Raw genomic sequence first — 26,239 nt, 5'->3', positions numbered from 1 at the left:
GACGCTACGAAAGTTGGCGATCGAGCTTGTAGGGTGCATCAGAGATGAGCTGCTCAATTAGGTCGCTGAAGCTTGAAGATACATAAGTATGTTATTGCCAGTGAAACAAAGTGAAACGTTAGCGGAGCGATCCGAAGGAAAGCAATTACAAAGGTTATTATAGCTTTACATTCTGTTACAGAGTAAGGTTTATTTGTAACTACTTACGTCGAAAATCAGGATTGAACGAATCGGAATCTAAAAATATCAACCGTGTTCTGAGGAACAAAAGTCTGGCTAAATTATGGGAGAACAAAAACGTATCGGCATTCTCACCAGCGGGGGTGACTGTGCAGGCTTAAACGCCGTGATTAGAGCCGTTGTTTACCGCGCGACGGGAACATACAATTGGCAAGTGATGGGCATTCGTCAAGCCACCAAAGGGTTGATGAGTCGCCCTCCTGAAGCTACACCCTTGAATATTGAGAAAGTAGATTCCTGGCTGACTGTTGGGGGTACGATGCTAGGCACTACCAATGAGGGCAATCCTTTTGCTTTCCCGATGCCTGATGGAACTTTGCGCGATCGCTCTGATGATATTATTGAAGGCTACCATCAACTAGGTTTGGATGCCTTAATTGGGATTGGTGGTGATGGCAGTCTCGCCATTCTCAGAAAGATTGCTAAAGAAGGCAATTTGAATTTAGTTGCTATTCCTAAAACTATTGATAATGATGTCGGAATTACCGAGCGTTCGATCGGTTTTGATACTGCTGTCAATATTGCCACAGAAGCACTCGATCGCTTACATTTTACAGCGGCCAGTCACAGCCGCGTGATGATTGTTGAAGTCATGGGACGCGATGCCGGACATATTGCGATTAGTGCCGGAATTGCTGGCGGTGCTGATATAATTCTGATTCCCGAAATTCCTTACAAAATTTCCGAAATCTGCGCCAAAGTTCAAGAACGCCAACAACGCGGAAAAAACTACTGTTTAATTATAGTAGCGGAGGCTGTGCGGACAGAAGCAGGCGAGTTAGTAATGCACACAAATCGCTTAGGCCAAAGTCGATTAGGTGGAATTGGTCAGTATTTAGCTGATACAATTTCTGATTGTAGCGGTGCAGAAACTCGCGTCACAGTTTTGGGACACATTCAACGCGGAGGAACGCCTTCTCCGCTAGAAAGATTAATTGCTTCGGCTTTTGGTGTCGCAGCAGTTGATTTAGTTGCCGAAAAGAAATTTGACCGGATGGTATCTTGGCAACAGCGGGAAGTTGTGAGTGTTCCGTTGGAAGATGCGATCGCCAAATACAGACCTGTAGACTTCGATGGTACTTTGGTTAAAACGGCCCGCGGTTTGGGAATTTGTCTGGGAGATTAGTCAATTATCTGTCCGATTTCTCAAAGATTAACGAAGTTCAAGAAACTGGGTTTTTTGGCGATAGAGGGTTTATGGCTGCTATTTAGTTAAAAAACCCGGTTTCTGGCACCATATTTTTCACTTTCCCGTTAGGAAATCATCTGCGTTTATCTGTGTTTATCTGCTTAGCATCTGCGGTTACTCTATTAAGTTGATTTTGCGCTTGTCAAAAAAGTTTAGGGTGCAATCCGCCCGATCGCCCGATCGGCAGTTTGGATGTCGCAGAGGTACGATGGAATATAGGGAGGGAGACCAAGCCCGGTAAGGTTAAGCTTGGCGATAATACCCACAGGAAGGGAAAAATGACACTTAACTTGCGGCGACCAATTTTGATAGGCGGAATAGGACTTTCAGCAGCGCTGTGGCTGTTGGAAACTCTACAGTATTCGGGTTCAGAAATGGGAGAAACGGCACTCATCGGCTTGACGGCTGCCGGTGCGGGGTATTGGTGGTGGAAACAACAATCCCCCAAACTGGAACTCGAACTCCCGCAGCCCCTGGCGAAGCGGGAAGCTGCCGAAAAAGCGATCGCGACTGCCGAAGCAGCAATTAAATTGCTCGCCTCAGAAGCTCAAAACTCGCTAAATCCGGCTCATCTAACAGCAAAGCTCGATCGACTCAAAGCCGAATTAGACAGACAAGATTTGCGGATTACCGTAACTGGTGGCAAATCAGTCGGTAAAACCGCCTTAATTCAAGTTTTAAATTCTGATTGGACATCCCAACAGCCACAACAGCAGATTTTCTCAGAAACAGTACCGCTGTTTGCCAATACCACAAATTCCGATGCCAAAATCGGCGGTGATTTAGTGCTGTTTGTCACGGCGGGCGATATCACGGATTCCGAGTTTCAAACATTATCTCAACTAGCGTCCGCAGGTCAGCGCGTGCTGCTAGTTTTGAACAAACTAGACCAATATTTGCCAGCGCAGCAGTCACAAATTTTGCAGCAGTTGCACCAAAGAATGCAAGGAATATTGGGGACAGAAGATATAATTGCGATCGCAGCTTCTCCCAATTCGATTAAAGTGCGGCAGCACCAAGCGGACGGCACTGTTCAAGAACGGATTGAAACTCAAGTCTCTCAACTCGAACCGCTGACAGCAAGATTGACTCAAATCGTAACTGAAGAACGGCAACAGTTGGTCTGGGCGAGTGCAGTGCGCGAGGCTGCAACGGTTAAATTAGAAGCAAAAACTTTATTAAATGGCGTCAGGCGCGATCGGGCAATGCCCATCATCGAACAATATCAGTATATCGCCGCCGCCGCCGTTTTTGCTAACCCGGTTGCAGCCTTAGACTTGTTAGCCACAACCGCCATCAGCACCCAACTGGTAATCGACCTCGGCGCTATCTACAAGCAACAGTTTTCCTTAGATCAAGCTAAGACAGTAGCGGCAACTTTGGCAACCCAAATGTTCAAACTGGGATTGGTAGAAGTGTCTACCCAAACTATTGCTGGACTGCTCAAAAGCAATGCCGTTACCTATGCAGCCGGAGGCGCGGTGCAGGGAATTAGTGCAGCCTATTTTACCAGAATAGCTGGACTGAGTTTGATTGAATATTTCCAAAGTCAAGAACTGGAAAATGCTGCCAAAGGCATTTTCAGTCTCAATCAGTTGACTAAGACTTTGCAAGCAGTATTTCAGCAAAATCAACAAGTTTCCTTCTTGCAATCTTTCGTCAACCAAGTTGCAAGTCGTCTCTTGCCTCAGCCATCTGGGGCACAGTAGGTACGTAGTTGCGCTTGAGCGCTCTTATTCTATATATGAAAGAGCGCTAAAGCGCAACTACATACCTTGTTTGTGCGATATTTGCGCTCTTATTATGTATATGAAATATATGAAAGAGCGCCCAAGCGCAACTACATACCTTGTTTGTGCGATATTTGCGCTTTTATTATATATATGAAAGAGCGCTCAAGCGCAACTACGTACCTTGATTTCGTGGGACAGTTGGGTAAGTCATAAAATTTATCAAAAATTGTATTAAAATAAGAAATAGGATGTTATATTTCCACGCTCAATTACATAGCTTAAAAAAGCCGATCGCCAATGGCTGACAATTCCCTTCAAGAAAATCGCCTATCCCTAGCCCGCGCCAGTTTGCGCCAAGCCCTCGCGCGCTACTCCTACCTGCGCCAAGGCAAAAAAAACTCGAACAACACAGAATTAGAAGCCGCGCTGCAAACTCAGTTAGATATTTTAACTTCCACTTCCGAAAAACTCGACCATAATGTCATTCGCATTGCTACATTTGGGCTTGTCAGTCGCGGCAAATCAGCCGTATTAAACGCGCTGTTAGGTCAAAAAATCCTGCAAACAGGCCCCCTCAACGGCGTGACTCAGTGGCCGCGTTCGGTACGTTGGACAATTCCTTCTATTCCCACCGCCGACGGCACAGAAAAAATTCAAGTAGAATTAATTGATACTCCCGGACTTGATGAAGTTGGCGGGGAAGTACGGGGCGAGATGGCGAAACAAGTAACTCGCCAAGCTGACTTAATTCTGTTTGTTGTAGCTGGCGATATTACTCGCACTGAATATCAAGCTTTGTGCGAATTACAAACTGCTCAAAAGCCGCTAATTTTAGTTTTTAATAAAATTGACCTGTATCCAGAATTAGACCGAAAAGCTATTTACGAAAGCTTGCAAGCCCTGGGAAATTCCGAACAGCTAGCAGCCGACGCAGTAACAGATAAGGAAGAGTGGGATGATTTGGACGATCGCCAAAATAACATCCCTGCTCCTAAATCTACAGCAAAACCACCCGCTAAAATTGCCAAATCCTTAGAAATAGTCATGGTAGCCGCCGAACCCGCACCGGTGCAAGTGCGGGTAGAATGGTCAGATGGAAGTGTCACTCACGAATGGGAGTCCCCGCCTCCCCAAATAGACGAACTCAAGCACACAATTTTGACAATTCTTAACAGAGAAGGGCGATCGCTCCTCGCACTTAATGCTTTAGTAGAAGCTAGAGATGCCGAAACAAATCTTGCCCATCAAGTGCTCAAATTGCGGCAAACAGAAGCCGATGATTTAATCTGGCAATTCGCCAAATATAAAGCTTTGGCGGTAGGCTTAAATCCCGTTGCTTTCCTAGACATAATGGGCGCAACAGTCGCAGATTTAGCCTTAATTCGTTCTTTATCCAGACTTTACTGTTTACCGATGACTGGTTACGAAGCCGGCAAACTTTGGCAAACTATTTTCTCCAGCGCTGGCGGCGTACTTTTGGGAGAATTAGGTAGCAGTTTCCTCTTGGGATTTGGGAAAAGTGCGGCCGCTGTCGCCCCACAAATCGGCTTTTCGACTTTCGCCGGAGTCGCTGTCACTCAAGCTAGTTTAGCAGCCTACGGAACCTACGCTGTCGGTCGCGCCGCCCAAGTTTATTTAGAAAGAGGCTGCACCTGGGGCCCTCTGGGACAGGATACTGTCATTCAAGAGATTCTAGCTACCATCGAGCGCAATACAATTATCGATCGCTTGCAGCAAGAATTCAAAATTGGTAATTAAAAAAAGGCGATCGATATCTAGCAGCTATTGTCAATAATACTACATCCGATTGAGCTATCATCAACTTGGTTCGATCGTTCGGAATGTGAGTCCTAGTCATGAGAGATGCGGACTGAAGTCCTCACTACAAACCTAATGCGGACTGAAGTCCTCACTACAAACTTTTAAGGACTGAAGTCCTCACTACAAACCTAATGCGGATTATATTCTTATCGTCCGGCGATTCTCACACCTTCCCTAAAATGAACAATCGTCGCAATTACCGCAATACAAAAGTAAAATATTCTAATCAGCCAAAAACAAACCCGCATTGACCAAGAAACAATCGTCGGAGCAACACCAGTTAACTGCACAAATCTCGAATTAACCTTTTTTTCAAAGCTGTCGAGGTCTTTCATCTCAGATTGTTTTGTGGGAATCACCGGAAACTGACCGGTATATACATAATAACCGAGAAAACGCTCCACTCCTACCTTTCGCTTCAAAAATGAGTTAGTTAATGTTGCAGTTTCCGTCGGCGATAAGTTATCCGATTCCGCTACTTTGTCCAGCCAAGAATTATATCTGATGGCTGGCGTACTCATGAAAACTATGGGAACTATAGGTATCAACAAAGCCGCACTAATTTGGCGACTGTATTTAGGAGGTAGGAGTTTTGTCGCGATACCAAATCCCATGCCGATAAAAGCAAATACCAAGATATTTAACAGTTCAATAATTTCGATGCCCCTCAACAAATCACCGATAATCAGAATTGTATATAATAATTTATCTGCCAGCAGCAGAGCTGCGAACTTGATGAGAATTGACACGCCTACAATAATAGCTGCAATCGCCAGATAACCTATGCCACCTAGGACGTACAAGAAAATTGAACCGACTTGTTTTAATGGCTGCATGGAATTATTCACTCTTGTGAAAGTTTAGGAGTCTGATTGACAAAACAATTTAAAATTTTAGATAAATCTGGCTCTCCACATTTGATTCTTAAAATTGATTAGTTTGACATTTTGCAGTCAATCTAAAATCTAAAATCTAAAATCACTTGACAAGTTCCTGGGCGGCCGCTTTTGCGACTCGTGCGATCCGTTCCTTCACAACACCCTCTTCGTTAGCGCAGCCCTCGAAGAGGATCGCACTTTGGTCTGGTTCCTGTTCGCGATCGATCCCCAACCATAAAAGATACTCGATATTACCGGCCGGGCCAAGTAAAGGCGACCACGTTAAGCCTCTTTCCTGCCATCCTAAAGCTGTAGCTGCCTTCCACACTTGAAAAATCGCATCGGCTTGAGTTGCCGAGTCTCTGACTACGCCTTTTTTCCCGACGCGATCGCGCCCCACCTCAAATTGCGGCTTTACCAACAATACCGCTTCTCGCGGTGGTGCCAACAATTCCCACAGCGCCGGTAAAACCTTATCCAGCGAAATAAACGACACATCTACTACCGCCAAATCTGCATAAACTCCTTTTGGCAAAGCATCACCCAGGGGCAATTCTTGCTCCCCCCCTTGACAAGGGGGGGCTGGGGGGGGTGAGTCGCCGTAAAGCTCCGTAGCAGTCATGTAGCGCAAATTGGTGCGTTCTTTCAAAATTACCCTCGGATCGTTGCGTAAGCGCCAATCAGCTTGACCGTAGCCAACATCGATCCCGTATACCAGGGCCGCGCCGGCTTGCAGCAAACAGTCGGTAAAACCGCCTGTGGAAATACCCCCATCCAGACAAATTCTGTCCGTGACGGGAATTGCAAATATTTCTAAAGCTTTGGCTAATTTGTCGCCGCCTCTGGAAACGTAGCGCGATCGCTGTTTAATCAAAATATTGGCTGCAATGTCAACCTCAGTGCCCGGTTTGTCAATTACCTGTTGGTCGATCGAGACTTGGCCAGTCCGAATCAACGCTTGAGCTTGTTGTCGGGAGGTACATAAATCCAGGTCTACCAATAAAGTGTCTATTCGTTGTTTAGCCAAGGTGTTTAATCTGTACGGATAGGGTTAAGGACAGTATCAGATTAGCACTTACGCAAAAACCCGACTGCGGATTTTTTATAATTATTTGGGTTTTCCGAGGGCGATGCCCTCACATCAGCATTTTTATAGTATTTTGAAGCTCGATCGCCGATCGCTCCCACCCCACATGATGTGACTTAGATCGCTATGAGCCTGTAGTTTTATCACACATCGACATTCGTAGAATCACATAAAAAATGTCGCAAATCAAAGATTATGTAAATACAGGGGAATGCGCTACAAACACAATCAGGGCGATGGACATGAAAAAAACGAACTTTCCGATCAGAAATTCTGACATTTGTCAAGAAAATCCTCTGGCCTTCGTCAGTGGCAACATAATCCACATTCTTTACCCCAACGGCGAAGTAGAAGCAATCAGCACCGACCAAATCAACCGCCACCACACGAAAAATCCCCTCGACAAATGCCTCGTCTGGGGATATGTCGGCGATTTTTAATACCAATTTCCAACAAGAATACAACTTTCAACAGTTGACAGTTGACAGTTGACAGTTGACAGTTGGAGAGCGAACTCTACTAATACCCATTTCCCAACAGAATGCAACTTTCAACTTTCAACAGTTGACAGGTAAGCCAACTCCAAACCCTTATACAGCAAGTCATTCCCAATTCTTTACCGACTCTCGATCGAAAATGATATATAGCCTTTCTCAAAAAGATGAGGTACGTCTGAGAGCTGGTATAACCGCTTAGACGTATAGGGCTCGCATCCCAACAACATACCTCATCTTTCTGATAACCGCTATAAGTCATAAAAAAGATCGCTTTTCTGCTGCGATCCCAAAAAAGCGATCGAGAGCCTGCTACGTGCAAGCCACAAAAGCAATTTGCTGCTAAAAAAACCAGCTTGCTTGACTTAAATATCTTGTTCGCTCAATTCGCGAATCATATAATCAAAAGGCTGTTCTAGAAAAGGCCCGACAGACAAGCCGGCAGATTCAACCTGAGCCTTAACCATCTCCTTCATAATGCTAATCCCCATCACAGTCGGGCCGATGGGAACGCTCAGAGAATTGTAAGTTTCCCGCAAACCTTGGAGCACGCGCTCGTCCAGCACATCGGTACTTCCAGCCACCAAGGCGTAGGTAGCGTAGCGCAAGTAGTAGTCCATATCTCGCAGACAAGCCGCGTAGCGACGAGTTGTGTAGGCATTACCACCGGGACGAATCAGTTCGGGCTGTTCTGCAAATAGCTGAATACCAGCTTGCTTGACAATAGCCGCAGCATTGCTGTTAATCGCTGCTGCTGCTTGTACCCGTGCTGTGCCAGTTGCAAAATAAGATTTCAACCGATCGATACCATCTCGGTCTAAATACCTACCAGCAACATCATAATTTTCAATCAGACTCGTCACGGCATCGCGCATAAGTTTCTCTCCCAAAAATCTTTATCAATACTTTGCTATCTGAGATAGACCGCCTATTGTAGACTACTACAAATCGGCCTTTGATTAAGATTTGAGATAGGATTTGCACACAGGGTAGTCCCTCCCCGGCAAATGACCGCCAAATTCAGCCGTTTGCCCGATCTCAACAGCCGAAACACAGACAAGGCAATCATCACAAATTGTCCTGCTCCACTGGGCCCACTTTAATATTTTGTATCTATTGTTACAAAACTGTGGGTACTCAAGGCATAGGATCGCGCAAACAGTCTGAAATTTGCCGTTAGCGAAGCCCGCCCCTACGGGGGCTACGCCAACGAAGAGGATCGCCCGCAACAAAACCAATATCAGGAGTAAGTCATGTTCCAGACACCCCAAGAAGCCCTAAACTACATAAAAGAAAATAAGATCCAGATCGTTGACCTGAAATTCATCGATATGCCGGGGATCTGGCAACACCTTTCCCTGTACCACGACCAAATCGACGAAACCGCCTTCACCGACGGCGTACCCTTCGACGGTTCCAGCATTCGGGGCTGGAAAGCCATCAACGAATCAGACATGACAATGGTCATCGATCCTACCACTGCGTGGATGGATCCGTTCATGGCAGAACCCACCATCAGCTTTATTTGCAGCATCAAAGAACCCCGCACCGGCCAACCCTACAGCCGCTGTCCCCGCACCATTGCCCAAAAAGCCATAGACTACCTGCTGACCACCGGTCTCGGCGATACAGCATTCTTCGGCCCAGAAGCAGAATTCTTCATTTTTGACGATGTTCGCTTCGACCAAACGCAAAATTCTGGGTATTATTACGTAGATTCCGTCGAAGGTCGCTGGAATTCCGGCAAAGAAGAAGCAGGTGGCAACCTCGGCTACAAACCGCGTTACAAAGAAGGTTATTTCCCAGTAGCACCAACCGATACCTCTCAAGACATGAGAACGGAAATGTTGCTGACAATGGCCAAATGCGGCGTACCAATCGAAAAGCACCACCACGAAGTCGCCACCGGCGGACAGTGCGAACTCGGTTTCCGCTTTGCCACCTTAGTCCAAGCCGCTGACTATCTGCTGACATACAAATACGTCATCAAAAACGTCGGCAAAAAATACGGCAAAACCATCACCTTTATGCCCAAACCGCTGTTTAACGACAACGGTTCCGGGATGCACGTTCACCAGTCGATTTGGAAAGACGGCCAACCGCTATTTGCTGGCGATCAATATGCTGGTTTCAGTCAAATGGGACTGCATTATATCGGCGGCATTCTCAAGCACGCCCCGGCACTTTTGGCAATCACCAACCCGACGACTAACTCTTACAAGCGGTTGGTTCCCGGTTTTGAAGCGCCTGTAAACTTAGCTTATTCTCAAGGAAATCGATCGGCATCAGTGCGAATTCCCCTTTCTGGAAATAACCCGAAAGCCAAGCGCTTAGAATTCCGCTGCCCCGACGCGACATCCAATCCCTATTTAGCCTTTGCAGCCATGCTGTGTGCAGGCTTAGACGGCATCAAAAATCAAATCGATCCGGGCGAACCTTTGGACGTAGATATCTACGATTTGTCTCCCGAAGAATTAGCCAAAGTTCCTTCTACTCCCGGTTCCTTGGAAGGCGCGTTAGAAGCTTTAGAAAAAGACCACGCTTTCTTAACAGAAACAGGCGTCTTTACCGAAGACTTCATCCAAACCTGGATTTCTTACAAACTCGACAACGAAGTCAACCCGATGCGGTTGCGCCCTCACCCTTACGAGTTTGCTTTGTACTACGATTGTTAAAAACTTAAGAATCAAAAATGGAAATTATGCCATTTTTAATGCTTAGTTAAAAAGAACGCCGCCCTACAAAGCGGCGTTTTTTTATAGTTTAGAACTTCTGGATCGGCGCCCAGACTTTGCCTTTTTGTTAGCGTGCATCTGGTATGAATGAAAATATACTCGTAGGGGCGAAGCATTTCGGCAGTAAATCTGTAATTTCCACTGATAAATTATGTGCCGAAATGCTTCGCCCTTGCCTTGCGCCAGATGCACCCTTTTGTTAACATAAAAATTATAGCCTTTGTCAAAAAGATTAGGTATAACTGACAGCTTACATAACCAATGAAGCCAAGAGGGCCCAAGCCCAACAACGTCCGCGAATCTTTATGAGAACCGCTATAGATGTGTTCAACAATCAACAATTAACAGTCAACAGTCAACATCACCAGACGCTGCAACCGGAATTGTATTAGATGCAAACTAGATCGAGTACGTACTGAATCGGGACTTTGGGAGGCGTAAAGTATAGAAGTTGCCGAACAGGCGCACCGCGAGGTCGATCGACGGCCAGCAATTTGTTACCCTAAAAGTAGAATCATCCCTCCCTCAACGCATCCCATGAACAACGCCTCTCCCCTGATTCAAACTGTGACTCCAGAACGCTGGGCCGGGTTTAGCATGGACTTCATAGGGGCGGGTTGCACAGGTTTGTTGGTCAAAAACGGCCGCGCCGTGCGTACCCTGAAATCCGGGCGCCATTTCAGCTTCGCCCTTCCCCTGCTGGAACAGTGTCAAATTGTCCTCGTAGATACCAAACTTCGCAACTTGGACGTGCAGTCCCACGGAGATTTTTTGTCTAAGGATAGATTTTTAATTGATGCGACTTTGACGGTTATTTATCAAGTTATAGATCCGAAACGAGTAGCTTTGGAATTGTCCGATCCGATCGCAGCTTTGGCAAGTGCAGTGAAGGATTGTATGGGATTGGCGATCGGGCAATTTTCCTTACAACAGCTTATCACCCAAGGCCGGTTGTTGCTGCGCCAAAATTTGCTCGATCGCGTCCAAGACTTTTATCCCCTAGGTTTTAATTTAGAAGACGTGCGAATTGGCGATGTCAGCTTTCCCGAAACCAACGGAGTGATCCGCCAAGTTGAGGGAATGAGTGCGCGACAGGAAGCAGAAAATTCGGCCGCCCTGCAAATGAGAATTGCTGAAGCTGGCCGCCCGATCGTTCCTCAAGCTCCCGTCCAGCAGTTAAACTTAATTTCAGGTCATTCTCCTGCGAGTCTTCCAGCTTCTGAAACAGTCGCAGGATTCGATCGCGATTTGCAACAACTGAGCGAACAACTCGCTCAAAACAGTCTACCGCCCGCGAGAAATGCACCTTCACTTGCACCGACTGTACTCGCCAGCAGCGATCGCAAAAATACTGCCTATTTAATCTACAAGTTTTCTGGACAGGCGATCGGTTTAACTGCCAATCCTTTTACAATTGGACGAGAACCGACTAACACTTTGGTATTGCAAGATCCGCAAAGTTCCCGCTACCACGCCCAAATCCGCCGCGCCACTGACGAAGTTGGCAAACAGCGATATCAACTTGTCGATAGCGGTAGTTCCAACGGTACTTTTGTCGGAGGACAGAAACTGGCTGCTAACGAACCTTTTTGGTTGGCAAATGGTTGCGAAATTGCGATCGGCGACCAAAAATGGGTGTTTCAAGATGGGTAAAAACTACCATTTTTTCGATCGAACTTAACGCTCTGTCCAAACTCGGACTACGGGTATTTTGTGATACTGATTTTATCTATTTGTACTTAGGCTAACTGTAGGATAATCTGTGGCAATAGTAGCTGTGAAAATCGGATTTTTAAACTCATGCCGAGATTGGTGTCAGGCTGAAAGCCAGTTACCACGAGCATTGCAGCAAATAGCTTATAGGATGAATGTGTATTTTGAGTGAGTTTCGACTGTCAAAATGTCAGTAATTCGGGCGATCGGCTGCATCCTAACTATCAAAAAAAACAGGTGTCAGTTTATACCCAAAAACTGTTCCTTATTGTACATTTTTTGGGGTTGAAATAGGACTGCCCCTAACCCAAGATATTTTGAATTGCGGCGATCGAAATATCAGCAAGCAACCAATAAACTACAGACTTTCGATCGAGAGCATCCCATTTTTGTAGGGGCGAAGCATTCGCGCTAAAAATCTCTTTTATAATCGATAAAATACAAACGCGAATGCTTCGCCCTTGCAGATATGTTTGCACAATCGGGATGCTCCCCTTTCGATCTCCCATATCAGGTACTCATGGGAATAGGGCATAGGGCATCGGGATATCTAACTTTTTTTAGAACCGCAATACATCGCCCAAATAAAAATAACGGGTGTTGTTTTATACAAAAAAAAGGTTCTTGCACGAACATTTTGATTGTTGAAAATATTAGCAGGCAATCAGACTAATTGAAGATTGAGGGAGAGAAATAAATTGAGCTGATAAATTGCGTGCAAATCACGATCGCGTAAAAGTACAAAATTTAGGCAAAATCTGTAGTTGTCTATATTTTAGCCGTAGATTGCATCGCCCGGGCGATCGAACTGAACAAAGCCAAATAGCTGAGATTAGCTCAAACCGACCCGGACTTAAAGTCTTTGCACAAAACAAAAACAAGCGCTTTCAAAAGTTGGTAGGAAAAACGTTTTGAATCGGAGTTTAAATCACCGAAAATATTAGATTTCAAGCCTCCCCGTTTAGGCGGAAATCAAATAAAATGATTCATTGCTCCAATCCTCTTCTATCGACGGCTATGGGTAGCTGTCCCAGGTCAACTGTCCCAGGTCAACTGTCAACTGTCAAACGCACATCGCCCGTACCCAATTCCAAATATCTCAGAGTAGAATTGTCTTCCCAACCCTAGGGGGGATATCTCCACAAGCATTTCGAGCGAGAATTTGTCAAGATTGAAAATATAACGAGAGGACAACCCCATGAGCTTTTCTATAGAATCTGTTTACAACTGGTACCGCAACACGCTCCGCAACCCCAAGTACCGCTGGTGGATTATTCTGGGAACGCTGGCATATTTGGTAAGCCCGATCGACATTGCGCCGGATTTCCTCCCGGTAGTCGGACAAATTGACGATGTGGCGATCGCGGTATTGCTGATTTCGGAACTGTCCCAAATGGCGACTGACTATTTTAAATCCCGCCAAACACAGACAGCATCAGCTTCAGAACCAACGGACACCTATTCAGAAGGGACGACACCCCGCACCGTAGATGTAGAAGCCTCTTCGGTACAATAGTTGTCAAAAATAACTCAATACTTTTCAGCTTTTTAAAAGCGAGTGGGAGCAGAGGACATCGGCTCCCTTTTGCATGGACGCTGGTAAACTCATGGGTGGGCGATCGAACAGGTTCGATCGTTCGGACTTCAGTCCTTTCCAGGTTCGATCGTTCGGACTTCGGAAGCATCTGATTTTTGCAAAAAGCATTTTTTCTTTCAGTGCGAGCGTCCCCGCTCGCGTGCTTTATAAAGCACGCGAGCGAGACGCTCGCACTATAAATGCAAAACTGAGATGCTCCCAGGACTTCAGTCCTTTCCAGGTTCGTAGCGAGGACTTCAGTCCTTATAATTTTAGACAATCAAAACCGAAGACTAAATTTCTGACTGCAAACAATCGAACATGATATGATTTTGAGCTTGAGGAATCGGTGTTAACAGCAAATTTTCATTTATGCAGTTTAGCGACTTAGTAGAAAAACTGAATTTAGCCAACAGCCACAGCCTAAAAGCCTCCAGCGCTGCCGATCGAGAAATTACAGGCACCGCCCCAGTCGATGAAGCCACCGAGGGTACGATCAGTTACATAGAAGGAGCTAAATTTGCCGCTCATGCAGCCACTACAAACGCTTCAGCCTTAATTTTACCCTTAGATGAAGGCTTGCAAGCTCAATGCAGCGATCGCAACATTGCTTGGATTGCCGCAGCCGATCCCCGATTGCTATTTGCTCAAACCATCGGCATTTTTTACCAACCATTTCGCCCAGCATCCGAAATACATCCCTCCGCTACAATTCACCCCGAAGCCGAAATCGGTGAAAATGTCAGTATCGGCCCCCACACAGTTATTCAAGCAAAAGTCAAAATCGGCAATAACGTTTGCATTCATCCAAATGTCGTAATTTATCCAGATGCAGTAATTGGCGAAAATACAGTTTTACACGCTAACTGTGTGATTCACGAACGTGCTCGCATCGGGGCAAATTGCGTCATTCACAGCGGTGCGGCGATCGGGAGCGAAGGTTTTGGGTTTGTGCCGACAGCCTCAGGATGGGTCAAAATGGAGCAATCTGGCTGCACGGTATTGGAAGAGGGCGTTGAGGTGGGCTGCAACAGCACGATCGACAGGCCCGCCGTCGGAGAAACCCGCATCGGCCAGAATACGAAAATCGACAATTTAGTACACGTAGGTCACGGCTGTCAAATCGGGAAAAATTGCGCTTTTGCCGCCCACGTCGGCTTAGCGGGCGGAGTAATAATTGGCAATAATGTAATTTTGGCGGGTCAAGTAGGAATAGCCAATCAAGCTAAAATTGGAGATGGCGCGATCGCCACAGCCAAAGCCGGAATTCACAGCGACGTGCCCGCAGGTGCGATCGTGACTGGGGTTCCAGCAATTCCCCACAAACTCTTTCTCAAAGCCGCTGCTGTGTACAACCGCTTACCCGAAATGTACCAGTCCCTGAGACAAATTCAGCGCCGGATCGATCGCCTTTGAAGCCACTAAGGAACTCCGGTAACGAATACAGGATTTGATATTATATCATTTGCAGTCAATTCCTCAGCCTAAAAACAGTTTGTAGTGAGGACTTTAGTCCGCAGTTTGTAGTGAGGACTTTAGTCCGCAGTTTGTAGTGAGGACTTTAGTCCGCATCCATAATTACGACTAGAGTCTTGAGTGCGAACCAATTTTATTGTGTGGTTTTAGCGAACATAATTTTAGTAGTAAATATCCCATCGCCAAACCAAGCATATTCGGCAGAAACCTGGTTTAACAGCGTAAGTCCTATTACCCCTAAATCGCTGCACACTCTTCTATTTGTGAGAAAATCGCTTAAATGTGGAACAGCCTGAATAACCTGCGACTGATGTCGCCGTCAATACCGGCAATTGTCAAAGTAATTGTTTTTTTCTCAACTTGGGCTTGTTTGTGGCTACCTATAGCAATTATATTGGCGATCGCCCTAAAATGGCATCCGCCCCAACCTTTAGGCAACAAAAAACTGCCTTTACTCGCTTCCCTCTACTTAATTGTACCCTTAATTTTGTGGGCGACAACTTGGATCGAAGGCGCATCTTTGGCTGACTGGGGTTGGGATTGGCAACCCGCAACTTTCATATCCTCGCTGGTGGGATTAACATTAGCAGTAGTCAGCTTAACCATTTTGTTCGGCGTGCAATTAAGCGCTGGTTGGCTGGAACTACAAAACACCAAAGTTCAAACCGAAACAGGCGAAACAATCATTAATTTTCCCGCTGCAATTCTGAAGCCTTCAACTCTAATTACTCTGTTATTAGCCCTGTGGATTAGCGCGACAGAAGAGTTAATCTTTCGCGGCTGTTTGCAAAATCTACTTCAGCAAGATTACTCAATCTTAACCGCAGGGGCGATCGCCAGTTTGATTTTTGCGATCGCCCACCTAATTTGGGAGCCAAAAGAAACTATACCGCAACTACCAGGATTGTGGCTGATGGGTCTGGTTTTAAGCTTAGCCCGCATCGCCGACAATGGTAGCTTAGGATTGGCGATCGGACTCCACGCCGGTTGGATTTGGGGTATAACTACCGTAGATACAGAAGGACTAATTAATCAAACCAACAAAGTACCCGAATGGATTACAGGAATAGCAGAAAAACCCCTCGCAGGTGCGGCCGGAATCCTGTTATTGCTAGCAACAGCAGCCGTACTTTTGTTAATTTAAACCAGACTTATTGCATGAGGTATGTTGTTGGGCTTTAGCCCCAAGAGAGTTAAGGTACGTTGTTGGGCTTTAGCCCTCAGATAGTTGAAGTATGAGGTATGTTGTTGGGCTTTAGCCCTCAGATAGGCCTAGGGTGCGTCGCCACCAATAATTCTCGCTCTCAACCAAACTCCCAGCGAGCGACGCACCCCACAATTGATCGCTAAACTATTTTCCTATTACGCTGCATCGCGGACAGGAACAGGTTCAGACTTTTTTTGGGTGAAGTGTGCGGGGATTACAGATTGTCTGACACATCTCGATATCGATCGCAAATATCCCACTTCTGCTTGAATAGAATCCAGCGTAGAAAGACTGTCAACTAATTGCTCAAATTCATCAGCAGTAATTCCGGCACTCTTCAAGACTTCTTCGTTGAGCCGCCCGTACATTCCTTGCAGGAGGAGTTCGATAATCTCCGTGTAGTCAGCAATTTCTGTTCCGTAACCTTGCAATTTCTTGGGATTGATTCCCCACTGCAAAATCTTTAACAACTCTTGGGGAGAACTCCATGCAAAAGAAGAAGCAATCACTTCTTTTTCTGCTGCGACTAGAGCGTGCTTGATTTCCACTTCCGGTAAATCTGGAGTGTTGATTAATTTTTCCAGATTCGACACTTGTTCATCTAACACGCGCAAAGAAAAAGGAGCTAATTCTACAGTTACCATGTCGCCAGAATCATCCATGATTCTAAAAGGATCTTCCAGAACATTAATTAGCAGATGGATGTCTGTAGGCTTGTTCCAGTCAAACTGTCCGAGGAAAAACGGTTCTTCGTATCCCGGTAAAAGTCCTTGAAAATAAATCGGCAGATTTTTGCCTGATTCAAGAATTTTATAAAGAGCGACTTCCAAGGTTTCTGTCGGCCACCCGAGATTGCTGACGGCGACAAATTTGAGTTTTCCGGGAACTGACACTACCAGAGAGTTCAGCAATAAATGTACGGCTTCGACAAGATTTTGAGCGGTGACGTAGCGGTGGGGAGCGTGAACGTTGACAGTTTTACTTTGCTCTACTTTTTTGGACATTTGCTCGCAGAACAAGCTATTTTCCAACATATGAGTAAAGCGAACCATCCCGTAAGTGACGTTTCCTGCTTGAGCTGCTTTGGCAAATTGCCATTCGGCAAACTTTTTGGAGGCTGCGTAAACTTCGGTTGTAAAGTATCGAGATGTTTTGCCTGTTGAAGAGAATACGCAGTCTGCTACACCGTATTCTTCGCATAGCTGGATGACGTGTTTGCATCCTAACAGGCTGGTTGTAACTGTTTCTCGGATTTTGATTTCAGCTAGTCCGGGTTGGCGTTGGGCTGCTAGGTGAAAAACAATCTCTGGTTTTTCTACCTCAAATATATGTTTCAGTGCATCGAAGTTGCGAATGTCGGCCGCATAGAAAGTTACTGCACCTTCTTTGTTAAAATGCGGGAGAGTGTCTTCGGGGTTTTGACATCGGGCTTTATCTGCGGAAATGATTTTGGTTGCGCCTAATTCGAGAAGTTTTTCGATTAAGAAAGCACCGACGCATCCTTCTCCTCCGGTTACGAGAATGGTTTTTCCTTTGATTTTCCTGTTGACTGCGGATGCGTGCAGGTGAATTGTACGATCGCGCACGTCGGTAAAAGGATCGCTTTCTAGTTGTCCGTCGGCTTGATAGGCGGTGATTAGCTGTGCGGTGAGAGTTTGTAGGGCTGCTAGGATTTCAGGATCTTGGGGTTCCAGGGAACCTGGGGGAACTAACCGTTGGATGCGATCGATTATTTCGGCTTTGCTAGCACCTTCAAACACTTCTGAGGGGTTAATTACACTTTTCACTGTTGGCTCCTTGAGATTCTAGAAATACGGTTGCTGATAAGCGAGTTGTTAAACTGATTTTCGAGGGACAGAATCTTTTAAAGTCTGCTTGATTTTAAGATTTTTTGGACTGAAAGCGACTTGATGGGAAAGACACCCTATGGTAAAGACACCCTATCGGCTCTCATACTAATTACTTGTCTTCAGCCTACTTGTAGTTTTATTAAGCATTTTTTTACCGATTTATTTTGGCGATCGACTAAGTTGGAACACGATCTATCAAACATTTGTCTCTACAACTATAAACTTAAGTTGCTGGCTGTTGGCAATACTCAAAACATATCTTTACTATTTCTTTGCAATCACCTACGAGTTTTGACGCAATTTTAAAGTTCATATAAAGTAGCGCAAGCGTTAAAACTCTTAACATTATATTTGACAGCGATTCCACAGCCTTTTACTACTCAAGCTATCTGTATGGCAGGTTACCAAATATAGCTAATGTTTCAGTAAATTAGGACTTAAGCATTGACAAAATAACCAAATAGTGCATTGATAAAGAGGGAACATCTACGTGCCAGGTATCGGACAATCAGAAAAATAACTAAAACCTCGACAGCGCGATGCAATAAGGAGCTATACACCTTATTTTTACTCTCAGAACTCAAGTTTGGGGGGTGCAGTAGGCACTTCAGAGATATTGGGAGACGTTTCCGATGATAGTATTAATCGCTTTTTGGTGAGAGAGATATGAACCGTCAGATTTATTTTCGATAATAGAAAAGTTTATCAACTTAGAAGGAGGTATATTAAGTGTTGACGATACAGTCATATAAAAGCTGTATAGTGAACCAAAACATACAGAATTAATTAGCTATTTTTGGTCAGGTAAATACCATAAGCCGATCAGAGGATTAAACTCGATCGCGCTATATTATAGTGACATCTATGGTAATTCAGTGCCAATCAATTACAGAATTTACGATAAAAGAGAGGGAAAAACCAAAAACGATTATTTTAGATAAATGGTGAGGGAAATCACAGAATGGGGAGTACAACCAAGAATAGTAACGGGAGATATAGCCTTTCTCAAAAAGATGAGGTATAACTGACAGCTTATATAACCGCTTAAACCAAGAGGGCTGAAGCCCAACAACGTCCGCGAATCTTTGTGAGAACCGCTATAGTTGGTATTCAGGAGTAGAAAACTTAAAGTTTCTAAGAAACCAGAAACTGTTTTTTTATTCGGGATTTAAAAAAACAGAACCGTCTCTAATGAGCCGCACAAGTATTGCCAGGTAAGTAATTTAGAGATAGCAGATGAAGGATTAATAACTCATTTGAAAGAATTTGAATTTATAAAATTGTTTAGGAAAGACTTTAAAAAAGAAGACTCTAGACATTATATTTTATATCTGCCAGAACTGTCCAAGCTGCAAGAAACAAGTCGAAGTGAATTTATCACAATTCACGATATACATTGGGGCATTGAAACTTTTCATAGAGGACTCAAACAAGTATGTGGAATTTGTCGGTTCATGGTGAGAGACACCTCTGCGATCAAAACTCACATATAGCGGTTATCAGAAAGATGAGGTATGTTGTTGGGATGCGAGCCCTATACGTCTAAGCGGTTATACCAGCTCTCAGACGTACCTCATCTTTTTGAGAAAGGCTATATTTTGCTCACTTCACGCATTTATCAAATAGGAGTTGATGCGCTCTAAAAAGATAATTAGCAATTGGTATGAAGTCCAAAGGAATCTGTTCACTTTAGTTGTCCGTGAGCATATTTTGGCGAACCGATTCAGTGATGGCATTATCTAGAATACATAGGGCTTGCTGAATAAGCCTAAAACCCTTAGCTCAAAAGACTTTGACTCGCGATCGGCGCTGAAAATCTGTAATACCATTTTTTAAAGTTATGCTAGAGTTACCTGCCAAGTAAAGGAGAACATTAAAATGTCTGGGCGTCCTCATATAAAGATTACCGAATCTATAGAAGTATTGCTAGAGATTCGGAAAAAACAAAAAAGAATTTTAGCATATAATAAAGTTCAAATGCTTTATTTGTTTCAGTCAAGACAAGTAGAAACAGTCCGAGAAGTATCGTCATTTTTGGGTAAAAGTGAAACCACAATTCATCGCTGGCTCTTTCAATATAAAGAGGGTGGCATAGAAAACTTGTTAAAAAATCGGCAGATTTTTGGTAGACCAAAAAAAAAATCGGTTGAAGTAGCGGCTGCATTACAACAAGAATTGAGAGACCCCGAAGGATTTTCCAGTTAGTTATAAAGAAGTTCATCTCTGGCTATGGTTTATCAAAGAGATACCTAGTAGTTATCAAGCTGTATACTCATTGGTTAAAGGGGAGTTGAAAAGTAAATTAAAAATCCCAAGGCCCCGGAGTAGTGAACAAAATTTAACTGCAATCAATGAATTCAAGAATAGCCTGTCTCAAAAAATCAAAGCCTTGCTGAATAAAGCTCCTGACCAAGTAAAGAAATACAAAAAATTTCTGTTTTGGTGTAGTGATGAAACTCGATTAGGACTACATACAATTCAGAGACGAAGAATAACACTACGGGGTGTAAAACCCGTAGGAAAACATCAATGGAAATTTAAATATTTCTGGCTTTACGGAGCAGTATCTCCATCTACTGGACGAAGTTTTTTTTGGGAGTTTTCCCATTTAGATAAAGTTTGTTTTCAAGCATATTTGGAACAATTGTCGCTTGAATATCCCGATGAATTGCATATAGCCTTTCTCAAAAAGATGAGGTATGGCTGACAGCTTACATAACCGCTAAAATCAAGAGGGCTCTCTTCCCAACAACGTCCGCGAATCTTTGTGAAAACCGCTATATCATTCAAGTCGATAATGCTCCGGGTCATCTTTTAAGCACATTTGAATTGCCAGACAATATTATTTTACTATTTCAGCCTCTTCATTGTTCTGAAGTAAATCCAACAGAAAAAGTGTGGGAATACATCAAAGAATTTTAAGCGAAAGTTAGTTTTTAGTGATCTTGACAAACTCCGCGTAAAAGTTCAGGAAATCTTAGCATCTTTAACGAATCATGTCATTGGTTTTCTCACAGGATGGTCTTTAATTTTACATTATTTATTTCTAGCACATCTTTAAAAAAAATCGTATTACGCGACAAAAAAGCAGGCTATCTAAGCACTTGAATCACATCTGAAAGCTGATCGGGAAGGTTTTATTAAACATATTGATACTTATTACAGCGACCCTGTAGAGCCGGAACCGCAGGTTAGTGAAGCTGTTTTAAGGGAGGGATATGTCATTATTTAATGTCCACTAAAACAGGCGCTCTGGGTTCGTAGTGAGGACTTCAGTCCGCATAAATTCAGAGGACTGAAGTCCTCACTACGAACCTATGCTGATTAACTTAAATAAGGTAGGTTTACTACTTCTCCGGCAATTTCTCCTAGCTGCACTTTCAGTCCTTCGCCTCCGGCTTTGGTGCGGATGTAAGCAAGTCCAAAATAGCCGGATTCGGTTTTGACAAAACTGGTGAGTTTGCCGACTTTTTCTTCTCCAATTGTGATGACTGTTCCGGGTTCAACGGGGCCGCTCAATTGCACGCCCCAAAGTTCCTGTTTGACTCCTTGGTAGGTGTTCAACCGGGCAATTGTTTCTTGGCCGATGTAGCAGCCTTTGTCATAGGTAATTGTGTGTAAAAGGCGCGCTTCTAGGGGGTTGTAATCGTCTGTGAGTTCAAAATCGGGTGCGGGGCGTCCTTGTTCGATTCTCAGTTGTTCCCAAATTCGATCGCCCATTGGTACGGCCCCAGCTTTAACTAACTCAGTCCACAAGCGGGCTGCGTCGCTGGCTGGCGCAATTAACGTGTATCCAGGAGTTGCTAAACCGCTACCAACAGCAACTCGAACCTCCCCTTCATCCGCCGAAAGAGGGGGGGTTTTTATCGATTTGTGAGTAGCGTAGGATTGATTGTCTAGTTCGGTAACTCCGAGTTTTTCTAGTAGTTGAGTGCTTTCGGGGCCGAGGAGACTGAAAGCAACGGTTGTATCGGTTATATCTGTTAATTCTACGCGATCCATTGGGAAAATATAGCGATCGAGCAATTCGAGCAATTGGCGCCGGCGGTTGGCTGAAACTAGCAATATGACAGCATCTTCTGTAGCATAGGCTGTCGCGAGGTCGATCGTCCGTGCGGTGGATGTGACGAACACGGTGTCGCAACCTTGACCGGGTTTGAGTATGTTAAAGTTATTGGTACTTTGATTGTGCAAGAACCGCAGGCGATCGCTATCGGAGATTTGAATGCGTCCCCAGTGAGTGCGATCGCACAAAGCCACACCTTGTTTAGTTGCTGCCATGGCGGCAGCGTCGTTACCAAAACTGATAGGGACTGTTTCTGTGGTTGCTAACTCTGCAAAAGTAGCGCCTGCTGCGGCTTGAATGTCGTGCAATTCTTGAATTAGCATAGGATTTGAGATTTGAGATTTAAGCTTTCAGCGTGTATTGAATTATTAATGCTTGCTTTTGAGTTTGCGATCGCACTCCGAGGCCGAGAAACCGGATTTTTTACATAATCTTGGGATTGTAACCAATTATTATCGTGAAAAAACCCGGTTTCTGACTACCGATGACAACTGTCAACTTACAACTAAGAGGGCAGGCACGGGGGCACTGCCCCTACAACTGTCAACTGTCAACTGTCAACTGTCAACTGACTCAAATTAGCAAAAACTTCTTGTATTAATTGACTCGCTTTGGCATCAAGACGATTCCAATGTACATCACCAGTGTCTTCGTCAATTAAATCAGTGTCAATTACAACTTCCTGGCTTTGCATTGGAGTGTGGGCTGGCTGGTAGTTGACAAAGCAGACTCGATAGCAAAGTTCCCAAATATCGACGGATCTGCGATCGCCTTGATGCTCTAAAATTAGTTGATAGCCGGGAATCGGAACCTGTACTTCTTGATAAGTTCCTGTCCAGACTGACTCCTCTAGTTGTTTGCGGATGTTGTCTAGCACTCGGATCATCGCCGGCTGCATGAGTAGTTCAGCTTGTTTCCAGGCGATCGGGCTAGTTATTTTAGGCTTCATATATCTGACGATGTTAAAAAGGAAAATCAATCAATAGATTAATTTTCCAGCATTGAGTGCCTACTTGTGGGACATCCGCCACAAAATGTTAAGTTTGGTCGATCGCACATCTTGCACCATTCCCCATAAGTTTTTTTAACAACAGGCAAGATGCCTGTTGCACAAGAAATTAAATCTGTTGTGGAACAGGCAAGATGCCTGTTCCCAAGCAAAAGCTGTTACCAAAGGTTTAAAAATTTAATCCCTTAGTAATAGCTTTTCAATTGGATATGGGCGATGTAGGATTTGAACCTACGGCATCCTGCGTGTAAAGCAGGCGCTCTACCACTGAGCTAATCGCCCAATTGCGCTTACAGGGACTTATCATATCACAGTATCCCAGAAAGATCAACTAAAAAAATCATAAACTTTTAATGCCCTCTGGCCGCACGCACGATCGAATCACCCTATGGTGTTTGCCCCTGGTGGCAGGCGTCACCTTTGGCCACACTCAAAACAGCAACCTGACTTTGCTCGTTTCCGGCAGCTTCCTAGTCGGCGGACTGATGTTTGGCCCGGATTTAGATATTTACTCCTGTCAGTACCAGCGCTGGGGATGGTTCAAATTTATTTGGCTTCCCTACCAAAAAAGCCTGCGCCACCGATCTTTTTTGTCCCACGGGCCTCTGATCGGCACTGCTTTGCGAATCTTGTACCTCGCTATCTGGATCGCCGTTATAGGAGTCTTGGGATTGACGATCGCCGAAAAAATTGGCAACTTAGCCGGAAATTGGCAGGAAGCGGTTTTGGGTTACGGTCGATCGCTCTTGGAACACTATATCGAATTTATAGCCATCTACGTCGGTCTGGAATTGGGCGCGATGAGCCACTATCTCAGCGATTGGGGCGGTTCGGCTTACAAACAGTTCAAAAAGAAAGGATTGAGCGGGTTGCACGCTCCTAAGACTATTAAGAGGCGCAAAAGCAAAGCTCCCCGCCGCACGTCTAGCAAATCTAAGAGGTGAACAAGTAAATCCACCTAATAAAATGTAAAAATATCGCTCGCGATCGAGCTGGCTGTCTATGTATTCCTTCTACCTTCTACCTTCTACCTTCGGAGTGACATCCGTTACATCCGTTACATCCGTTACAGAATCCGTTGCCGAACTTCCCTCTTCTTAAGGTAAATTCTCATGTCTAATTCCCACAGTCGATCGCTCGTAGCACTCGAAAACCTGATAGAAGTTGTGGCCAAATTGCGATCGCCCGACGGCGGATGTCCTTGGGATTTAGCCCAAACTCCCGAAACTCTGATTCCGCATATCATCGAAGAAGCCTATGAAACCGCCGACGCGATTCGTAAAGGAGACAAAAGTGCGATCGTTGAAGAATTGGGCGACTTATTATTACAGGTAATTTTGCAAGCTCAAATTGCCAGCGAATCCGAACAATTTACCTTCGCCGAAGTCGCTGCGGGAATCACGGAAAAACTGATTCGGCGCCATCCCCACGTCTTCGGAGATGTAGAAATTAACAGTGTCGATGAAGTTAACGAAAACTGGGAAAAAATCAAAGCAGCAGAAAAGGGCATAACTGCCGAAAAGCCACCAACTTTAGCCTCGAAAATGAGCCGTTATGCCAGCACTTTGCCGCCAATTACCGCCGCAGCCAAAATCTCTCAAAAAGCTGCGGAGGTGAGTTTTGATTGGGACAGTGTAGACGGCGTTTGGGATAAGTTTCACGAGGAAATGGCGGAATTTGAACACGCTCTCAAACACGAGGATAAGGCCGCCCAGCAGTCGGAATTGGGAGATATTATGTTTGTGTTGGTTCAATTGGCTCGCTGGTACGACTTAGATCCGTCGGCTGCTTTGCAGGGAACGAACGATCGCTTCGTACAGCGGTTTGCTAAAGTTGAGGCTGCGTGCGATCGACCTTTATCCGATTATCCGCCCGAAGAGTTAGATGCTTTGTGGCAAAAAGCTAAGGCTTTACTGGCCAAGCAAAAGAGCGATGCTTAACATCAAATCCGTGGGTATCAGAACGATCGATCTCTCTCTTTTCTCCTCCTCTGCGCCCTCTGCGCTCTCTGCGGTTAAAAACTCCAAATCTAACTAATTTGGTTTAATAAGTTCAGATATCAACTACTCGTAGAGCTTCGCATCGTTGTACGGCGGATGTTCGCAAGCGATATAGAGAGCGTTTGTCGGTTCGAGGGGTTGACTTGTTACAGGATCGATCGGCTTTAGGACAAAGCATAACAGAGAGAGCGATCGCCAATCCAAGCTTTCTAACTTCCCCCGTTCGTAGCGACTGACAGTAGCATTACTAATGCCGACATCTTTTGGTACAGGCTCTCCTGCTGTCCGAAACAGAGCGGCCTCGTATTCTTTTGTTACCATTTCTGTTTCAATAATCGACCAACCTCGAAGCTCTCTACCTGCTTTCAGAAGCTTTCCGAGTCTACCGCGTCCCGTATCGGTAAATCGCACAGGACGCAGCTTTTCCTGCTCGACTACAGCCTTAAAGTCTAGAAATCCCGGCATTTTACAGACCTAATTTAACCCTTAAGCGAGCTTTACTTTTGCTCTGCGAAAGGCAGCATACAAGATTTGAGCATTACACATTCACAAACATAGTTGCAATTTCTCTGCATTCGTGTAGAATGATATGATACACCAACTCACCCAAGTAAGTTCAGGAGTGACTCAGCCATGACAGCACTATTCCGTCGCATCTTACCCTCGAAAAAGCTCCGCATCACCGTCAGGTCGATCGCCCAATTCCTGAAAATGGGTCAAAATCTGATTAAGCGAGTCGAGTCCTGGGCTTATGTAGTGTTCGTGCACCATCATAAAGGCGGACAATTTATCTCGTATCGCAGACTCGAAGAATGGCAAAATGCGATCGCCCATCAAATCCAAACCTGCCCCACACTTGGACAACTCTCGCAGCTCAAAACATCGATTCAGCACGACAGTCGGAAATTCAAAAAACAATATCAATCAAAAACTCTTGACTTTTTAATTGAAATGTGCGTAGAAAGACAAGATATTTTAGAAATCTGGGAAAGCTCAAACTGGATTGCTTCGTAACAGAAACTCAGCAGATTTCCTAAATTTAAGAACCGCATCCGACTGTGAGAACGCCGTTAATTGCTTAAGGCATTGCCTTCAATTCAGTCAACTGTCAACTGTCAACTGTCAACTGTCAACTGTCAATTGAAGCGAAACATTTGCGAGCAAT

At 44.8% G+C, this 26,239-nt stretch carries 24 protein-coding genes, 1 tRNA gene and 2 pseudogenes; 18 read left to right on the top strand and 9 right to left on the bottom strand.

All coding sequences use genetic code 11. The annotated features are described in order from the left end of the window. The first annotated feature begins 283 nt into the window (after positions 1-283). From QZ918_RS15185 to QZ918_RS15175, 3 genes are all read left to right on the top strand, one after another. Positions 284-1,366, top strand: coding sequence for an ATP-dependent 6-phosphofructokinase (locus tag QZ918_RS15185; protein ID WP_293336380.1), 1,083 nt, complete (start codon positions 284-286; stop codon positions 1,364-1,366). A gap of 341 nt (positions 1,367-1,707) precedes the next feature. Beyond that, entirely contained in the window at positions 1,708-3,138 is a 1,431-nt protein-coding gene (locus QZ918_RS15180; protein WP_293336378.1) for a YcjF family protein, read from the top strand. Between the two features lie 321 nt (positions 3,139-3,459). Next, entirely contained in the window at positions 3,460-4,920 is a 1,461-nt protein-coding gene (locus tag QZ918_RS15175) for a GTP-binding protein (protein WP_293336376.1), read from the top strand. Positions 4,921-5,129: 209 nt separating this feature from the next. Here the strand turns inward: QZ918_RS15175 and QZ918_RS15170 are convergent, their stop codons facing one another. Together QZ918_RS15170 and QZ918_RS15165 are read right to left on the bottom strand one after the other, a co-directional pair. Beyond that, the gene (locus tag QZ918_RS15170) at positions 5,130-5,819 is read right to left on the bottom strand and encodes a hypothetical protein (protein ID WP_293336374.1); all 690 of its coding nucleotides are present in this window, start codon (positions 5,817-5,819) and stop codon (positions 5,130-5,132) included. A 142-nt stretch (positions 5,820-5,961) separates the two neighbouring features. After that, entirely contained in the window at positions 5,962-6,888 is a 927-nt protein-coding gene (locus tag QZ918_RS15165) for a TlyA family RNA methyltransferase (protein ID WP_293336372.1), read from the bottom strand. 236 nt (positions 6,889-7,124) lie between these two features. On the opposite strand from QZ918_RS15165, the gene QZ918_RS15160 reads away from it, so the two are divergent. Continuing rightward, positions 7,125-7,388, top strand: coding sequence for a hypothetical protein (locus QZ918_RS15160; RefSeq protein ID WP_293143503.1), 264 nt, complete (start codon positions 7,125-7,127; stop codon positions 7,386-7,388). A gap of 419 nt (positions 7,389-7,807) precedes the next feature. Here QZ918_RS15160 and apcB read toward each other — a convergent pair whose 3' ends face one another. Then, positions 7,808-8,317, bottom strand: coding sequence for an allophycocyanin subunit beta (apcB, locus tag QZ918_RS15155; RefSeq protein ID WP_293143500.1), 510 nt, complete (start codon positions 8,315-8,317; stop codon positions 7,808-7,810). A 378-nt stretch (positions 8,318-8,695) separates the two neighbouring features. On the opposite strand from apcB, the gene glnA reads away from it, so the two are divergent. Together glnA and QZ918_RS15145 are read left to right on the top strand one after the other, a co-directional pair. Continuing rightward, the gene (glnA, locus tag QZ918_RS15150; protein WP_293143493.1) at positions 8,696-10,117 is read left to right on the top strand and encodes a type I glutamate--ammonia ligase; all 1,422 of its coding nucleotides are present in this window, start codon (positions 8,696-8,698) and stop codon (positions 10,115-10,117) included. Between the two features lie 597 nt (positions 10,118-10,714). Further along, entirely contained in the window at positions 10,715-11,830 is a 1,116-nt protein-coding gene (locus QZ918_RS15145) for an SPFH domain-containing protein (RefSeq protein WP_293336370.1), read from the top strand. A 362-nt stretch (positions 11,831-12,192) separates the two neighbouring features. Here the strand turns inward: QZ918_RS15145 and QZ918_RS15140 are convergent, their stop codons facing one another. Then, a complete protein-coding gene (locus QZ918_RS15140; protein WP_293336368.1) occupies positions 12,193-12,399 on the bottom strand; it encodes a hypothetical protein in 207 nt (68 codons plus the stop codon). Between the two features lie 472 nt (positions 12,400-12,871). On the opposite strand from QZ918_RS15140, the gene QZ918_RS15135 reads away from it, so the two are divergent. The 4 genes from QZ918_RS15135 (at position 12,872) to QZ918_RS15120 (ending at position 16,086) form a co-directional block, all read left to right on the top strand. Continuing rightward, positions 12,872-13,018 (top strand): hypothetical protein, encoded by a 147-nt coding sequence (locus QZ918_RS15135; RefSeq protein WP_293336366.1) that lies wholly within the window; start codon positions 12,872-12,874, stop codon positions 13,016-13,018. A gap of 70 nt (positions 13,019-13,088) precedes the next feature. Further along, the gene (locus QZ918_RS15130; RefSeq protein WP_293336364.1) at positions 13,089-13,406 is read left to right on the top strand and encodes a YkvA family protein; all 318 of its coding nucleotides are present in this window, start codon (positions 13,089-13,091) and stop codon (positions 13,404-13,406) included. A gap of 432 nt (positions 13,407-13,838) precedes the next feature. Next, entirely contained in the window at positions 13,839-14,882 is a 1,044-nt protein-coding gene (lpxD, locus tag QZ918_RS15125) for a UDP-3-O-(3-hydroxymyristoyl)glucosamine N-acyltransferase (RefSeq protein ID WP_293143485.1), read from the top strand. A gap of 340 nt (positions 14,883-15,222) precedes the next feature. After that, positions 15,223-16,086, top strand: a complete 864-nt coding sequence (locus QZ918_RS15120) for a CPBP family intramembrane glutamic endopeptidase (protein ID WP_293336362.1) — start codon at positions 15,223-15,225, stop codon at positions 16,084-16,086. Between the two features lie 218 nt (positions 16,087-16,304). Here the strand turns inward: QZ918_RS15120 and QZ918_RS15115 are convergent, their stop codons facing one another. Beyond that, complete coding sequence (locus tag QZ918_RS15115) at positions 16,305-17,936, bottom strand: polysaccharide biosynthesis protein (RefSeq protein WP_293336360.1); 1,632 nt, start codon at positions 17,934-17,936, stop codon at positions 16,305-16,307. A 570-nt stretch (positions 17,937-18,506) separates the two neighbouring features. Between QZ918_RS15115 and QZ918_RS33275 the strand changes: the two are divergent. The 4 genes and pseudogenes from QZ918_RS33275 to QZ918_RS33270 form a co-directional block, all read left to right on the top strand. Continuing rightward, positions 18,507-19,486 (top strand): annotated as a pseudogene (locus QZ918_RS33275) (hypothetical protein); the annotation flags it as partial. A 391-nt stretch (positions 19,487-19,877) separates the two neighbouring features. After that, positions 19,878-20,204 (top strand): helix-turn-helix domain-containing protein, encoded by a 327-nt coding sequence (locus tag QZ918_RS15100; RefSeq protein WP_293143477.1) that lies wholly within the window; start codon positions 19,878-19,880, stop codon positions 20,202-20,204. An 85-nt stretch (positions 20,205-20,289) separates the two neighbouring features. After that, positions 20,290-20,706 (top strand): hypothetical protein, encoded by a 417-nt coding sequence (locus QZ918_RS15095; RefSeq protein WP_293336358.1) that lies wholly within the window; start codon positions 20,290-20,292, stop codon positions 20,704-20,706. A 74-nt stretch (positions 20,707-20,780) separates the two neighbouring features. Further along, positions 20,781-20,912, top strand: a pseudogene (locus QZ918_RS33270) (IS630-like element ISMae27 family transposase); the annotation flags it as partial. Between the two features lie 411 nt (positions 20,913-21,323). On the opposite strand, the gene ygfZ reads toward QZ918_RS33270, so the two are convergent. Beyond that, the gene (gene ygfZ, locus QZ918_RS15090) at positions 21,324-22,388 is read right to left on the bottom strand and encodes a CAF17-like 4Fe-4S cluster assembly/insertion protein YgfZ (RefSeq protein WP_293336356.1); all 1,065 of its coding nucleotides are present in this window, start codon (positions 22,386-22,388) and stop codon (positions 21,324-21,326) included. 52 nt (positions 22,389-22,440) lie between these two features. Here ygfZ and QZ918_RS15085 point away from each other — a divergent pair, with 52 nt between their 5' ends. Next, positions 22,441-22,647 carry a hypothetical protein gene (locus tag QZ918_RS15085; protein ID WP_293336354.1) on the top strand — a complete coding sequence of 69 codons (207 nt, stop codon included), beginning with the start codon at positions 22,441-22,443 and terminating at the stop codon, positions 22,645-22,647. Here the strand turns inward: QZ918_RS15085 and QZ918_RS15080 are convergent. Continuing rightward, positions 22,616-23,014, bottom strand: a complete 399-nt coding sequence (locus QZ918_RS15080) for a hypothetical protein (protein ID WP_293336352.1) — start codon at positions 23,012-23,014, stop codon at positions 22,616-22,618. The genes QZ918_RS15085 and QZ918_RS15080 overlap by 32 nt on opposite strands. 270 nt (positions 23,015-23,284) lie before the next feature. Continuing rightward, a tRNA-Val gene (locus QZ918_RS15075) sits at positions 23,285-23,356 on the bottom strand. A gap of 71 nt (positions 23,357-23,427) precedes the next feature. Between QZ918_RS15075 and QZ918_RS15070 the strand changes: the two genes are divergently transcribed. Further along, positions 23,428-24,018 carry a metal-binding protein gene (locus QZ918_RS15070; RefSeq protein ID WP_293336350.1) on the top strand — a complete coding sequence of 197 codons (591 nt, stop codon included), beginning with the start codon at positions 23,428-23,430 and terminating at the stop codon, positions 24,016-24,018. A 168-nt stretch (positions 24,019-24,186) separates the two neighbouring features. Continuing rightward, complete coding sequence (gene mazG / locus QZ918_RS15065) at positions 24,187-25,014, top strand: nucleoside triphosphate pyrophosphohydrolase (RefSeq protein WP_293336348.1); 828 nt, start codon at positions 24,187-24,189, stop codon at positions 25,012-25,014. A 123-nt stretch (positions 25,015-25,137) separates the two neighbouring features. On the opposite strand, the gene QZ918_RS15060 is transcribed toward mazG, so the two are convergent. Then, positions 25,138-25,539 (bottom strand): helix-turn-helix domain-containing protein, encoded by a 402-nt coding sequence (locus tag QZ918_RS15060; RefSeq protein WP_293336346.1) that lies wholly within the window; start codon positions 25,537-25,539, stop codon positions 25,138-25,140. 168 nt (positions 25,540-25,707) lie between these two features. Between QZ918_RS15060 and QZ918_RS15055 the strand changes: the two genes are divergently transcribed. After that, positions 25,708-26,088, top strand: a complete 381-nt coding sequence (locus QZ918_RS15055) for a hypothetical protein (RefSeq protein WP_293336344.1) — start codon at positions 25,708-25,710, stop codon at positions 26,086-26,088. The last annotated feature ends 151 nt before the right edge of the window (positions 26,089-26,239 follow it).

The organism is Microcoleus sp. CAWBG58 (assembly GCF_020883045.1).
Classification (GTDB): Bacteria; Cyanobacteriota; Cyanobacteriia; order Cyanobacteriales; family Microcoleaceae; genus Microcoleus.
The sequence above is the reverse complement of the archived record's forward strand: the minus strand, read 5'-3'. Positions and strand labels throughout refer to the sequence as shown.

Excerpts from the sequence above, each read along its gene's own strand:
- QZ918_RS15185 (WP_293336380.1), top strand. The coding sequence starts at position 284 with ATGGGAGAACAAAAACGTATCGGCATTCTCACCAGCGGGGGTGACTGT.
- QZ918_RS15180 (WP_293336378.1), top strand. The coding sequence starts at position 1,708 with ATGACACTTAACTTGCGGCGACCAATTTTGATAGGCGGAATAGGACTT.
- QZ918_RS15175 (WP_293336376.1), top strand. The coding sequence starts at position 3,460 with ATGGCTGACAATTCCCTTCAAGAAAATCGCCTATCCCTAGCCCGCGCC.
- QZ918_RS15170 (WP_293336374.1), bottom strand. The coding sequence starts at position 5,819 with ATGCAGCCATTAAAACAAGTCGGTTCAATTTTCTTGTACGTCCTAGGT.
- QZ918_RS15160 (WP_293143503.1), top strand. The coding sequence starts at position 7,125 with ATGTCGCAAATCAAAGATTATGTAAATACAGGGGAATGCGCTACAAAC.
- apcB (WP_293143500.1), bottom strand. The coding sequence starts at position 8,317 with ATGCGCGATGCCGTGACGAGTCTGATTGAAAATTATGATGTTGCTGGT.
- glnA (WP_293143493.1), top strand. The coding sequence starts at position 8,696 with ATGTTCCAGACACCCCAAGAAGCCCTAAACTACATAAAAGAAAATAAG.
- QZ918_RS15145 (WP_293336370.1), top strand. The coding sequence starts at position 10,715 with ATGAACAACGCCTCTCCCCTGATTCAAACTGTGACTCCAGAACGCTGG.
- QZ918_RS15140 (WP_293336368.1), bottom strand. The coding sequence starts at position 12,399 with ATGGGAGATCGAAAGGGGAGCATCCCGATTGTGCAAACATATCTGCAA.
- QZ918_RS15135 (WP_293336366.1), top strand. The coding sequence starts at position 12,872 with ATGATTCATTGCTCCAATCCTCTTCTATCGACGGCTATGGGTAGCTGT.
- QZ918_RS15130 (WP_293336364.1), top strand. The coding sequence starts at position 13,089 with ATGAGCTTTTCTATAGAATCTGTTTACAACTGGTACCGCAACACGCTC.
- lpxD (WP_293143485.1), top strand. The coding sequence starts at position 13,839 with ATGCAGTTTAGCGACTTAGTAGAAAAACTGAATTTAGCCAACAGCCAC.
- QZ918_RS15120 (WP_293336362.1), top strand. The coding sequence starts at position 15,223 with ATGTGGAACAGCCTGAATAACCTGCGACTGATGTCGCCGTCAATACCG.
- QZ918_RS15100 (WP_293143477.1), top strand. The coding sequence starts at position 19,878 with ATGTCTGGGCGTCCTCATATAAAGATTACCGAATCTATAGAAGTATTG.
- ygfZ (WP_293336356.1), bottom strand. The coding sequence starts at position 22,388 with ATGCTAATTCAAGAATTGCACGACATTCAAGCCGCAGCAGGCGCTACT.
- QZ918_RS15080 (WP_293336352.1), bottom strand. The coding sequence starts at position 23,014 with ATGAAGCCTAAAATAACTAGCCCGATCGCCTGGAAACAAGCTGAACTA.
- QZ918_RS15070 (WP_293336350.1), top strand. The coding sequence starts at position 23,428 with ATGCCCTCTGGCCGCACGCACGATCGAATCACCCTATGGTGTTTGCCC.
- mazG (WP_293336348.1), top strand. The coding sequence starts at position 24,187 with ATGTCTAATTCCCACAGTCGATCGCTCGTAGCACTCGAAAACCTGATA.
- QZ918_RS15060 (WP_293336346.1), bottom strand. The coding sequence starts at position 25,539 with ATGCCGGGATTTCTAGACTTTAAGGCTGTAGTCGAGCAGGAAAAGCTG.
- QZ918_RS15055 (WP_293336344.1), top strand. The coding sequence starts at position 25,708 with ATGACAGCACTATTCCGTCGCATCTTACCCTCGAAAAAGCTCCGCATC.